Source organism: Mesorhizobium sp. M0047 (assembly GCF_040323315.1).
GTDB lineage: Bacteria > Pseudomonadota > Alphaproteobacteria > Rhizobiales > Rhizobiaceae > Mesorhizobium.
Genome location: NZ_JAMYUW010000034.1, coordinates 1 through 12,770, shown reverse-complemented (window position 1 = coordinate 12,770; position 12,770 = coordinate 1). Strand labels below are relative to the sequence as shown.

Genomic DNA, 12,770 nt, shown 5'->3' with positions numbered 1-12,770 from the left:
GCTGGAACTTGATGCCGGGCTCTCGGAGTCGCGGCAGCCGAATTTGCATTCTTCAGCCGATGTTGAGCGTTGGATCGCCACCGATGACGCAGCCAGTTTCACGCGCGAAAATCGACATACAGGGCCTATCGAAGGAATTCGGGTCCTTCACAGCGCTGCGGCCTACAAACCTACAGATTCCGAAGGGGGAGTTCCTGACCCTTCTTGGCCCGTCTGGTTCCGGCAAGACGACGTTGCTCCAGATGGTAGCTGGCCTGCTCGATCCCACCAGAGGGAAGCTTGTGGTCGACGGTCAGGACTGGACCTTTCGGCCGGTCAATGAACGGGGCGTCGGGCTGGTGTTCCAGCATTATGCGCTGTTCCCACACATGACCGTCGAGGAGAATGTGGCGTTTCCGCTGAAGATGCGGAAGGTGACCGGTGAGGAGCTTCGCCGGCGCGTCGTAGAAACGCTCGACAAGGTCCAACTCGGTCCGTTTACCCACCGGTTCCCTCGTGAACTTTCCGGCGGCCAGCAGCAACGCGTGGCGCTGGCCCGCTGCTTCGTGTTCCGCCCCGAGATCATCCTCATGGACGAGCCTCTCGGTGCCCTCGACAAGGCACTCCGTGAAAGTATGCAGCTTGAGATAAGGGGGCTGCATCGCGAGTTCGGAACCACACTCATCTATGTCACCCATGACCAGGAAGAAGCGCTTGTGATGTCCGATCGCATCTGCGTCATGAACCATGCGCAAGTGGAGCAGATCGGCACGCCGCATGAGATCTATGCCGATCCGGAAACCATCTTCGCCGCTTCCTTCATCGGCCATTCCAATCTCCTGAAGGGCAAACTCGTCGGAAAATCCGATGGTGGACTGCACATGCTCGACACGCCGGTCGGCCGGCTGGCTGGGAAGCTAAGGGCGCGTGACAAGCACGCAAAGGACCTCGTGCTCGTGGTTAGGCCGGAACAGCTGCGCGTCGGGCCCTCCCCTGACGCCCGACACAACGAATTGAGCGCCACCTTGCGCGATGTCGTGTATGTCGGCTCCGAAAACCGCCTACTGCTGACATTGGCGGACGGTACTGAAATATCGGCGAGCGACAAGTCCGACCCTTCCGACCTGCCGAAACAGGGCGAAGAGATTTGCTTTCATTGGCGCAGCGAGCGGGCACGGATCGTCTCATGAGTATCGCCCAGCAAACTTTCGCGCCTCGACACTTGAAGATCGGCGCCTTTTGGCTCGCCGCGCCGGCAATCGCGTTCCTGCTGGTCTTCTTCCTGTTTCCGATGCTGAGGCTCTTTCTCCTTAGTGTGCAGGATGCCGGTACGGGCCAACTCACAACCGGTCATTATGAACAGCTTGCCGATAGCACCGTCTATTGGCGGATCCTCTTCATCACGTTCAGGATCGCGATCCTCACGGCATTTTTCTCCGTCCTGCTTGGCTATCCCGTCGCGCGCTGGCTGGCCGGCTTTCCCGAGCCGAGGAGAGGGAATCTGCTGTTTCTGGTGCTGCTGCCGTTCTGGACGTCTTATGTCGTCAAGACCTTTGCCTGGATGATCATGCTGGGCAACCGCGGCGTCATCAATTCGTTGCTGATTTGCACCGGCGTCTCTGACGGCCCCGCACCCCTTATGTATAACGAGTTCGGCCTACTTATTGGCATGATCCATGCGATGACGCCCCTGGCCATCCTGACCATGGTGCCTGTGATGACGGGCATCGACCGGAGCCTGACGCAGGCGGCAGAGTCGCTCGGGGCGGGCCGGTCGCAGGGATTCTGGAACATCTATTTTCCCCTCTCGATGCCAGGCGTCGCGGCGGCGGGCCTCCTGACCTTCATAACTTCGCTGGGGTTTTTCATCGTGCCCGCCTATCTGGGAGGGCGTGGCCAGACCATGCTGGCGCAAGTCATCATCACTCAGGTCCAGGAACTGGTAAACTGGGCCTTCGCGGCCGTGCTTGCGGTGCTGCTGGTCGCGGCCGCTTTGGTCGCAATCTGGATTTACGACCTGTTCTTCGGCCTCTCTTCGCTGACCAGCGGCAGTTCGGTAGGACCTGGCGGCAAGCGGGGAAGTTCCCTGCGGAAGCTCGGCACCGGCGTCCTCGAAGCACTCGGCAAGATGACCAGACCTCTCAACCGGCTGGGTGCGCGCGACCCGGAAGGATCGAAGAGCGGCAGCGTCTTTGTCTGGTTAATGTTGCTGTTCTTGGTCGCACCGACGCTGATCGTGATTCCGCTCGCTTTTACCTCCGCCAGCACGCTGGCTTTTCCTCCACCGGGTCTTTCCCTGCGCTGGTTCGGTCAGTATTTCAGCTCGCCGATCTGGGTCACCGCGACGGTCCGCTCCTTCGGCGTCGCCTTCGCCACCGCATTCTGCGCGACGGTACTGGGAGGCTTTGCGGCGCTGGCACTTGCCCGCTCCCATTCGCGCTGGAACAAGGTGACTCTTCGGGTTCCTTCTTGCCCCGATGATCGTGCCGCGCATCGTCATCGCGGTCGGACTTTTCTATCTGATGGCACAAGTCGGCCTTGTGGCCACCAACACCGGCCTGGTGATCGGCCACACGCTGCTCGCCATGCCCTACAGCTTCATCACGATCGGCGCCGTGCTGAAAGGCTACGACTGGCGGCTGAACCAGGCGGCCGCCACGCTCGGCGCAGGACAAGGCACAATCTTGCTGCGCATTACGATGCCGCTGCTGCGCGGCGGCATCATCTCGGCGGCACTCTTTGCCTTCGTCACGTCATTCGACGAACTGACCATAGCCCTCTTTATCAGCGGAGGCCTCAAGTCCACCCTGCCGAAACAGATGTGGGACGACATGTATCTCCAGCTCAATCCTACGCTGGCCGCAGTCTCCGTCGTGGTGTCGATGATCGTAACAGTCATCCTTCTCATTGCCCGAAGGCTGACGAACCGGAACTGACCAGAAGTTGAACCTGCGGGCGAAAATTAAAACGAGGATAAACATGAAAATCGAGGGGCTCGCCCAACGCCTTGCGCGCAGCGTGCAGGAGCAACCGGATCGCGTGTATGCACGAACCATGTCTGGTGACATCACCTACCGTGCGCTATCCGGCGCGGCAGATTCGGTGATCACCAGGCTGGAAGCGGCGGGCCTGCGTCGCGGCGACAAGGTCGTCGTTATGATGAGAAACAGTCCGATGTCGCTGGCTTTCATCATCGCACTGCTTAAGAGCGGAATCGTCTGGGTCCCGGCCAATCCCGCTCTTGTCGGGGCCCAGCTCGCCCATGTCATCCGCCGGGTCGAAGGGAGCTTGATCGTCTGCGACCCGGCGGCGTCCCCGGCAATCGAGGCGTGCGGCACCGCCGCCCGTCTGGGAACGATGGTAATCGAGGATGCGTCCCTCCCGCAGGCGGCAGCGAAGCCGTGGGCCGGTGAAATGCCCGAACCGTCCGACCTCGCGACCATCATGTTCACCTCCGGCACGACCGGCCCCGCGAAGGGTGTGCAGGTCACGAATATGATGATGGAACTGGCGGCGAAGGCCGTTCTTCTGTGCGCCGATGCCAAACCAGGCGACAATTTCTATATCTGGGAGCCGTTCTACCACATCGGCGGCGCACAGGTTCTTTTGCTGCCGTTCTTCGAAGACGTCTTGCTCACCGTGCGCGACCGCTTCAGCGCGAGTCAATTCTGGTCCGACGTTTCTGCCGCCGGCTGCACGCATATTCATCATCTCGGCGGCATCATCCAGTTGCTGCTCAAGCAGTCGCACTCGCGGTTCGATCGAGAGCACAATGTCAGGGTCGCCTGGGGCGGAGGATGCGTGCCGGCGGCATGGCGGCCATTCGAAGAGCGCTTCGGCGTGGAAGTGAGAGAGTGTTATGGCATGACCGAAGCATCCAGCTTGACCACCTGCAACCTGGAGGGGGTGGTCGGTTCGGTAGGGCGGCCCTTGCCCTGGTTTGAGGTACAATTGAAGGCGGATGACGGACGCGTACTCGGGCCAGGGGATGGCCGAGGTGAGATCGTGGTCACCACGTCCTTGCCTGGTGCTATATTTTCCGGCTACTTCAATGCCCCCGAGGCAACTGCAAAGGCGCTGCAGCCGGACGGCTTCCACACGGGTGATATCGGCTCGTGGGACGAGAACGGCATGCTGTTCTTCCACGGGCGAATGAGCGACAGCATCCGCTGCCGTGGCGAGAACGTATCCGCCTATGAGGTCGAGGCTACGGCAAACCGCCATCCGGCCGTCGAGGAATCGGCGATGGTCGGCGTGCCAGCAGAAGTAGGCGAATATGACATGCAGCTGTTTTTGCGGCTGAAGCCCGGGACCGCAGTATCGGAGGAAGATATCTCCAACTGGTTGGAGACCCAGCTTGCCCCCTATCAGAGACCGCGGTTCATCTCCTTCGTCGACAATTTCCCGAAGACACCGAGCCAGCGCATCCAGAAGCATCTTCTGCCGAAGGAACCGAGGGATCGTTGGGAGCGGCAATCCAATCGGCCTGTGCGCAAGCCCCCGACAGGATGCTCAATAGGAAACAGGTAACGGTGACCCGATGAAAAGCCTATTGGTTCTGGGCTGCGGCCAGATGGGGAGCGCAATTGCCACTGCGGTGAAGTCGAGAGTCCCCGATATTGATGTCGTTGGATTCGACAGGGACATCGATAGGGCGAGCAAGACCGTGTCTGAAGACATCCGCATCACCAGCTCAAGTATTAATTTGCAGACACGCAATTTTGATGTTGTTCTGCTTGCGGTAAAACCCGCGCAGTTCACTGAACTGGTGACAGTTTGTCGTAACTTTCGAGGAAGGCCTTTGACCATTTCGGTGATGGCGGGTGTCCCACTAAAGACCCTGACGTCATTGCTTCAACATTCCCGGGTCGTGCGCGCAATGCCTAACCTCGGAGCCTTGGCTGGAGAGAGCATGACAGTCGGGATCGCGACCGTCACCCTTTCCGCTGAGGACAAGACTGCTGCCGAGAACTTCTTGAGATTAGTTGGAAGGTTTCAGTGGCTTAACGACGAGAGCGAAATTGATATTGTGACAGCAATCGCTGGCAGTGGCCCGGGGTTCTTCTTTTCCTTCGCTCAGCATTTGATAAGCGGAGCGGTCGACGAAGGACTCGAACCGGCATTCGCTGAACTCTTGGTTAGACAGACGCTTCGTGGAGCGGCGGCGCTGCTTTCGCTTGATGAGCATTCTCCGAGGCATTGGAAGGAGAGCGTCGCGAGTCCGAAAGGAACAACCGAAGCCGGCTTGAAGGTGCTTGAGGCCGCAGATGCGCTTCCAAGCCTCTGCCGTGTTGCAATCAAGGCAGCGAGAGAGCGTTCGCAAACCATTGCCCGCGAGATGTGATGCGGCAGCGGATCTTAGATTTCTCTGACGCCACAACGTCAATACGGAATATTAATTCAGATCTTGAGATTGCGGTTGTGTCAAGTTCTGAAAAATGGCGTGGCAATAGCTGTGACGTCGGCGTGTCCGCCGCGCAGCCCCCGTGTTTAGCGGAGCGGCGGAAAGACGGCGGTGCTCAGGCGGCCAATGCCCTCAGGCTCTCCTTCTTGTGCTCGCGCAGATGATCCATGTTGAGGTAGCGGGTCGCCTCGAGCCAGTTCTCGTGGATCTCCACCGCCAGCGCCCGAACCAGCCCCAGACAGCACTGCGGGTTGGGGAAGATACGAACGACCAGGGTGCGCCGCTTGATCTCCTGGTTCAGCCGCTCCAGCATGTTCGTAACCGGTATGATCATGACGGTGCCATCTGATCCCCCGCTGGAGATGCGAGATTTCCGGCGTATGGTGTGACCATCCGGGATAGGGGCACCGGGAGCACGCCAAGTGCGGGCAGGCCGATGTATTCGATGAGCTGCGAGCTCGCGTTAGTAGCTGGCCGCCCCTGCGACCTGCCCGGTTGCGCCGAGAGCGCGGATCCGTAGGTGTCGCGTCGCCCGCCGGCTCCTGATTGTTCAAGGAGAGAGGGAGCCAATGAGACGTGTAATTGGAATGGACATCCACCGCACCTTTGCGGAAGTGGTTTTCTGAAAAGATGGCCGGCTGCGCCATCACGGACGGGTCGACATGACCCGCTCCGGACTGGAGGGATTTGGCCGCAGCTTGAACAGGACGGACGAGGTCGTTGCCGAGGCGACCGGCAACGCCATGGCGGTGGTGCGGGTGCTTTCGCCTTTCGTCGACCGGGTGATTGTCGCCAACCCGATGCAGGTGAAGGCGATCGCCCATGCCAGGATCAAGACCGACAAGATCGATGCCGCTGTTCTGGCGCAGCTTCACGCCAGCGGTTTTCTGCCGAAGGTTTGGGTTCCCGACGAGCGGACCGAGCGGCTTCGCCGTCTCGTCGCGCGGCGCAATCAGGTCGTGCGGCATCGCACGCGCGTGAAGAACGAGGTGCATGGCATCCTGCAGGCGCAACTCGTGCCGAAGTGCCCGCATGCCGATCTGTTCAACAATCGCGGCCGTGCCTGGCTCGAGCGGCAGGTGCTTCCCGACGACGAACGAGCCGTAATCGCCAGACATATCCGCGAGATCGATCGCCTGGCTGAGGATCTGGCAGACCTTGATGGTGATATCGCCCGCGAAGCGGTTGACGATCCACAGGTCCGTCGGCTTCAGACGATCACCGGCGTCAACGCCGTCGTCGCAACCGGCATCATCTCTGCCGTCGGCGACATCCGCCGCTTCAGCGAGCCGCAGAAGCTGGTGAGCTACTTCGGCTTCAATCCGCGTGTGCGCCAGTCGGGACTTGGCATCGCTCAGTACGGTCGGATCAGCAAGCACGGGCGTCCCATGCCCGCGCCATGCTGGTCGAGGCCGCCTGGGCGGCGGCGAAGGCGCCCGGACCGCTCAGAGCCTTCTTCCTGCGCATTCGCAACAAGCGCGGCCATCAGGTTGCGGCGGTCGCGGTCGGAGGACTATCTGTGGGTGAGGCCTGCGTTGGTGGCGGCGAAGCAGCGACAACTCGCCCTCAAGGCCGGCGCGCCCAACGAACGCGGTGTTGGTCGTCGCGGTTCAGCCTACGCCTACAATGTCAAGGAATTGCGCAATCGGGAGAAGGCTGCGGCCGAGCATGCTGAGCACGCCTATGAGCTGATCGTCCGGCAATGGCGACCAAGGGGGCCGAAGCGGCGCACGGACGCCACAAAGGAGGAACGGCTATGAAGGCTGCGCGGCGGCGCTTTCATCCTCAGGCGTCGCTCTTTGCCACGTGGTCGTCCGTGCCGGGAGAATTTAGCACATGAGCTGACAAAGCGCTTGTCGATGTCATCCGTATGAGTGATGGCATTGATGAGGTAGTCGTCATTCCAGGCGCATTTCTTAATGCGGTGGCTGATGGGAACGTTGGGAGCGTCGGCGGCTTGCAGGATGTTTCTGGCGAGCCGATTGAGGAGGGCTGTGTTGGCGGGAGCATTGTCCTTGCGGCACGGCTGAGGTCCTCATCGAGATGTACGTCGAGCATCCAATGCAGGCCGTTCTCGATCTGCCAATGAGCCCTGGTGAGGTCGAGCGCCTGCTGCGGCGACAGAAGCGTGGAGGCCATGAACAGGCGCATCAATGGCTTGGCCTGATCGCGTCGGCTGGTGATGCGGATGAAGGCCTGGTGGCCGGGCATCAGCGGCTCGGCCGCTGCCACAATCTCGGCTTGCCGCCACTCGTTGCGGCCGTGACTGGTCTCGGTCCGCTCGGCAATGGAAGGGGTGGCGTCGGCCAGTCGCAGGTTAGCGCGTCGCAGCCAATGACGGCGGTTTCCCTTCAGCGCAAGCAGGTAATCGCCACCCCTCTGGGTGATGGCCTCAGCCATGCGGGGGTGGCAGTGAAGTGCGTCGGCGGTGATCAGTCTGCCTGTAAGATCAATGGGTTCGATGACCTTGAGCGCGGCCTCAACTTCGTTCTCACCATCGCTCGGCGAGACTGCCGCCAAGCACAGCCGGGTCTCGGCGGCGAAGCCCGACACCGTCAAGGGCGGACTGGCTGCCAAGCCCTTCTCGTAGGCCCGCCGCAAAGCCTTGCCGTCGAGCGACACCACCTCAGGCGTCTCTTGGCCGGCTCGTACAAAAGCTACGGCAAAGGCGGCGAAGGCGCGACCGAAGGCCTCCGGGTCAAGCAGGCGCAGCAGCCGCGAGAAGGTGTCGTGGCTGGGGGCGGCGTCATAGTCGATCAGCCGCGACAGCGCCTGCTTGCGCTCTTGCGCGAACAGGGACTGTCAGGAATTCTGTGCGCGAGGCCGGTTTCGTCATTGGCTGACGAACCTGTCGCCGAAGACGACGGCGAACTGGGTCTTTGCTTCGAACCACTCGCGCGGCGGTCGTTTCCATCCTCGGCCGCGTGGTTCAGCACCAGATAAAGCAGCTTCATGGCCGCATCGTCACTCGGGAAGTTTCCCCGGGTGCGGACGGCGCGGCGCGGTTTGGAGTTCAGCGCCTCTATGGCGTTCGTGGTGTAGATGATCCGACGCACGCTTTCGGGATAGGCGAAGAATGGGACGACGTGCTGCCAGTTGCGCCGCCAGCTTTGCGTGATCGCCGGATATCGCTGCCCCCAGTAGCCGGCCTCGAAGTCCTCAAGGGCCTTCATGCCGGCTTCGGCGTCCTTGGCCCGGTAGATCGCCCGCAGCGCCGGCACGACGGGCTTGCGGTCCTTCCAGGACACGAACTCCAGGGAATGAAGGATCAGGTGCACGATGCAGGTCTGGACGACGGTTTGGGGAAAGACGGCGTTGATCGCCTCGGGAAAGCCCTTCAGGCCGTCGACCACGGCGATCAGAATGTCGCCGACGCCGCAGCTCTTCAGCTCGTTCATGACGCGCAGCCAGAACTTGGCGCCCTCGGTCTGCTCGATCCAGATGCCCAGAATCTCCTTCGGGCCATCGGGCAGGATGCCGAGCGCAATGTAGACGGCCTTGTTCCTGACGAAGCCCTCGTCCCTGTTCTTGACCCGGATCGCGTCGAAAAAGACGAAGCGGGTAGCAGATGTCGAGCGGCCGGTTCTGCCATTCGGCAACCTCCTCCAGGACGGCGTCGGTGATGGCCGAGATCAGGTCCGGCGATACGTCGATACCGTAGAGCTCCTCCAGGTGGCCGCGGATCTCACGCACCGTCATGCCGCGCGCATACATGGAGATGATCTTGTCGTTGAAGTCTGGGAAGCGGCGCTGATATTTGGCGATCAGCTTCGGATCGAAGGTTCCGGCACGGTCGCGCGGGATCGTCAGCGTCATCTTCGATGTGCCCGTCAGCACCGACTTTCGCGAATGGCCGTTGCGACGATTGACGTTCCCCTCGGTGCTCTCGTCCTCGAGGTGCTCGTCGAGCTCGGCGTTCAAAATGCGCTCCGAAAGCGCCTTCTTCAGGTCGTCAAGCAGACCCTCCTTGGCGAAAACCTCGTTCGAATCACGACCGGCAAGCAGCTGGTCCAGAAGTTCCTTCTCGATAGCCATGTGATGATTCTCTGCTTTCCATCATCATGGCCTCGCGCACAGAATTCCTCACAGTCCCGCGCGAACAGGGCGAACTCCGCCGCATTGCTGGCGCCGCACAGGCTTGCCGCGATCATCATCACGATCAGGTCGCCAAGCCGGGGCGTGGCGTTGGGCGCGCGTGGATCAGGAGAGTTTGCGGCCTGACGTTTTGGACGTCACGGCGGGGTAGGAACTTTCTTACCTCCATACGATGCTTGCGCACAGCATAAGCCGATTTGCCGGGCCTGAGGCTGAGGATTCGCGCCGCCTTGGCCCGAACCCAGCCGGCCTTCACCATCGCTTCGATCAGCAGGTCTCGATCCGTCAGGCGCAGGGTCGTGGTCTGAGGTGCGGCCCGTGACTTCCTGCAGTTCATGGTGTTCATGATCGCATGGGCGCTCGTCCCGTCGCCTTCTTCATCCAAACCATACCCGGCGGCGGCATCGGCGGCGAATTCTTGCCGCGCTATTCATCCGGGTCCTCTCGCGATCGCGGTCGAGATTCCGCCGTAGCTCTCGGCCGAGAGATCATGCGACAGGTTGAAAGTGAAGCCTGAATTGCGCCGACGGGTCTCTCCGCGACCCGCCGCGCTCCAGCACGACAACATTGTCGGCGGTCGGAGTTGACAAGGCGCCGCGCATCGCCAGCCCTCGGAAGCCGCCGCCCATGATCCGCCAGTCCCAGGCGATTCCTCAAAAGCCGGGCGCTCCTGCTCCGGCGGGAGGATGGCGTTCCACGCCGCGGGTCTGAGTTCCTTCGGAAGACGACTTACCTTCATGGCAGACTTAGCTTGGCAGTGCGGCCACCATCCACGACAAAGATCTGGCCGGTGACGAATGCAGCCTCGTCCGAGGCAATCCATGCGACCATAGCCGCGACTTCCTCAACACGTCCAGTTCGACCCAACGGATGAATGGCACCCAGGCGCCCTCGCGCCTGCTCGGGCAAAGCGGCGACGAAATTGATGTTGAGATCCGTATCGATCCAGCCAGGAGCCACGCCGTTGCAGCGCACCCCGTCTGCCCCGCCATCCACCGCCACGGCACGCGTCAGACCATGCAGCCCTGCCTTCGAGGCACAATAGGCCGCGTGCCCGGGATTGGACGCCAATCCCTCTATCGAGCCGATATTGACAATGGCGCCACGGCTTTTGCGAAGATGAGGCATGGCGCGACGGATAAGCAGGAAAGGAGCATCAAGGTTGAGCGCCATTGTGCGTCGCCACTCGTCCAGCCCCGTCTCATCCACTTTCGCTTCAACCATGCGCCCCGCGTTGTTGACGAGAATATCGAGCCGGCCGGCCTGTCGAACGACATCGTCAATAATCACGGCCGGAACGTCGGGGTCGCAAAGGTCCGCGACTATTGTTTCTATACGGCTGGCCTCCTCAAGCTGAACCGCAAAGACCCTGGCTCCCTCGCCGGCAAGCCTCTCGGCGATTGCCGCCCCAATGCCGCTGCTGGCACCGGTCACCAGGGCGACCTTCCCGGCGAAGCAGGTCATGCGACAGCCTTTCCGCCGTTCACCTCAACAAGCGCGCCGCACATGTAACGCGCGGCATCGGACGCCAAGAACAGGACAACATCCGCGATGTCTTCCGGCCGCGCGATCCGACCAAGCGGCACCGAGTCGACCAGGTCGGCCATCGCCGTATTCGGGCCCAGCCCGCGGACGGCGAAGCCGGTGCGCAGCATCGGCGTCTCGACTTCGTTGCGGCAGACCGGGTTGCCGCGGATACCTTCTCCCGCGTGATCGCGGTCCATCCACTGCGTCAGCGATGCGAACACTGCTTTGGGCGGTAAAGTCGGCGTCGCTCTGAGCGACCGCAAGATGGATAGCTGCGTTTCTGCCTCCGAAGGGTCCGACACCTTGTAGCCGACGACCTTAAGCGTCCGGTACGCGACACCAAGGATAACCTTCTCGACCAGAGAGAACGGCTCTGTGGTCCTGATTTGATGGCCATGCGCAACATCGTACAAGGCCGCGCCTTGAGCTGCGCCCGGCGTGCCACTTGATGCCCGAAGTTTCAATCTGAATCGTGGTGCGAGCATTTGCCGAAGCCTCTTCCTCTGTTGAGTGCCCGAGCCCCCGTGCTGCGCCAGTACGATCGCTCAGGTTCAAAGACGTTGCGCAAAGTATTCTCCAGTCCGTCCGATGCAGGCGAAATCGCCAGGGCGGCCGCGACCTGCCTTATGGTACCGGAGGGAGCATCGATTCGATGTCGGGTGCCGGTTTCGTCCAGCACTTCGATGTGACTCCGATTTTCCGGCAGGTGCACGACGCCGGTCGGTACGTGGCGTGACACCGAAGGGAAGCCAGGCTTGGTGGTCATCGCACGCCCGCAATAATCCATCTCGTTCAAGAAGGCTCTCCGCGACAGGCAGCGTCCCACCGATTGAGCGCATTGCGCATTGAATTCCCAAAGCTGCGCGCTGCGCGCCGCGCGCCTGAGTTTCGCCATTTGCCACAGAAGGCATCCTCTCGTCCATTACGCTTCCTTTGGCCAAGTGCTAGGCAAATACGCTGGGCGCTTTCTGCCACCTGCCGATGGTTCCTGCTGCCTAGCCGCAAGGACTTCAAAAGTCGTGCCAACTGAGTTGAAGGAGCGTCAGGAAAAATGTTCTACAGATGATTCAAAGCCTTAAATGAAAGTGCATCAGCAGCGAAGCCGACCGCCACGTGTCACGGACTCGACAAACCGATAGTTGGTGTCGGCACCCTGCGAGAAAGTGGACAGATTGCTTCGCGGGGAAACGGAATTCACGCGTCATTCAACCGGATTCCGCGTTATGTGAGTCCGACTGCTTCCTTCAATAATTCCCAGATCCCGTCTTCACGCCCCGATCGACATTCGGCACTTGTATAACGGCGACCGAGCCTGCCTGAGACCCGAGAGCAAGACGGAAGGCGGCGATATCGGCCGATTTTCAGAAATTGGGCAGCCTCCACCATGAGGGCGTCGCGAAGGGGCTGCGGTTCAAAAAAAACGCTACCCGCCCTTGAGTAGGCCTGCGCTGACATCGCACCCAGCGGCGGGTGGCAGTTACTCCTGAACGACTCGTCTTTGGCCTCCCCATCAAAATTGCCTGGAAGTGGCGCGAATTGGTAGGCTCGGCCAGCTGCCTCGTCCCCCGCGTACAGTGCATGCGCCCAAGGCACTCCATTCACAGACAGTTCCCCGGACAGCCCTGTGCCATATGCGCGAGAAGAGGTCGCCTGCCGTTGTGCCTGTCCGGCGACGTCAATATATAGCGGTCTGAATTGACGCCGTCCGACATTGTGTCAGATTCGTCGGGTCCTCGACACAGGCTTGTTTAGGCAATCTCTTGTC

The 12,770-nt window shown here is 61.0% G+C and carries 8 protein-coding genes and 5 pseudogenes; 6 read left to right on the top strand and 7 right to left on the bottom strand.

Annotation, left to right across the window (positions count from 1 at the left end):
* The first annotated feature begins 83 nt into the window (after positions 1–83).
* The 5 genes and pseudogenes from NKJ89_RS25965 (at position 84) to proC (ending at position 5,323) form a co-directional block, all read left to right on the top strand.
* Complete coding sequence (locus NKJ89_RS25965) at positions 84–1,169, top strand: ABC transporter ATP-binding protein (protein ID WP_352606752.1); 1,086 nt, start codon at positions 84–86, stop codon at positions 1,167–1,169.
* Positions 1,166–1,942, top strand: a pseudogene (locus NKJ89_RS25960) (ABC transporter permease); the annotation flags it as partial. The gene NKJ89_RS25965 and the pseudogene NKJ89_RS25960, both read left to right, overlap by 4 nt.
* Positions 1,943–2,456: 514 nt before the next feature.
* Entirely contained in the window at positions 2,457–2,915 is a 459-nt protein-coding gene (locus NKJ89_RS25955; protein WP_352606830.1) for an ABC transporter permease, read from the top strand.
* Positions 2,916–2,922: 7 nt separating this feature from the next.
* Positions 2,923–4,509, top strand: coding sequence for a class I adenylate-forming enzyme family protein (locus tag NKJ89_RS25950; protein ID WP_352606751.1), 1,587 nt, complete (start codon positions 2,923–2,925; stop codon positions 4,507–4,509).
* Positions 4,510–4,519: 10 nt separating this feature from the next.
* Entirely contained in the window at positions 4,520–5,323 is an 804-nt protein-coding gene (proC, locus tag NKJ89_RS25945; RefSeq protein ID WP_352606750.1) for a pyrroline-5-carboxylate reductase, read from the top strand.
* Between the two features lie 175 nt (positions 5,324–5,498).
* Here proC and NKJ89_RS25940 read toward each other — a convergent pair.
* Positions 5,499–5,702, bottom strand: a pseudogene (locus NKJ89_RS25940) (transposase); the annotation flags it as partial.
* 319 nt (positions 5,703–6,021) lie between these two features.
* Between NKJ89_RS25940 and NKJ89_RS25935 the strand changes: the two are divergent.
* Positions 6,022–7,143, top strand: a pseudogene (locus NKJ89_RS25935) (IS110 family RNA-guided transposase).
* A gap of 25 nt (positions 7,144–7,168) precedes the next feature.
* Here the strand turns inward: NKJ89_RS25935 and NKJ89_RS25930 are convergent.
* The 6 genes and pseudogenes from NKJ89_RS25930 to NKJ89_RS25905 all read right to left on the bottom strand — a co-directional run bounded on the left by NKJ89_RS25930 (position 7,169) and on the right by NKJ89_RS25905 (position 11,801).
* Entirely contained in the window at positions 7,169–8,140 is a 972-nt protein-coding gene (locus tag NKJ89_RS25930; protein WP_352606828.1) for an ISAs1 family transposase, read from the bottom strand.
* Positions 8,141–8,215: 75 nt separating this feature from the next.
* Positions 8,216–9,418, bottom strand: a pseudogene (locus NKJ89_RS25925) (IS256 family transposase).
* Between the two features lie 214 nt (positions 9,419–9,632).
* Positions 9,633–9,770: pseudogene (locus NKJ89_RS25920) on the bottom strand (helix-turn-helix domain-containing protein); the annotation flags it as partial.
* Positions 9,771–10,213: 443 nt separating this feature from the next.
* Positions 10,214–10,942, bottom strand: a complete 729-nt coding sequence (locus tag NKJ89_RS25915) for an SDR family NAD(P)-dependent oxidoreductase (protein ID WP_352606748.1) — start codon at positions 10,940–10,942, stop codon at positions 10,214–10,216.
* Positions 10,939–11,490, bottom strand: coding sequence for an SDR family oxidoreductase (locus NKJ89_RS25910; RefSeq protein WP_352606746.1), 552 nt, complete (start codon positions 11,488–11,490; stop codon positions 10,939–10,941). The genes NKJ89_RS25915 and NKJ89_RS25910 overlap by 4 nt, the downstream gene beginning before the upstream one ends.
* Positions 11,466–11,801 (bottom strand): hypothetical protein, encoded by a 336-nt coding sequence (locus NKJ89_RS25905; protein ID WP_352606744.1) that lies wholly within the window; start codon positions 11,799–11,801, stop codon positions 11,466–11,468. The genes NKJ89_RS25910 and NKJ89_RS25905 overlap by 25 nt, the downstream gene beginning before the upstream one ends.
* Positions 11,802–12,770 lie beyond the last annotated feature (969 nt).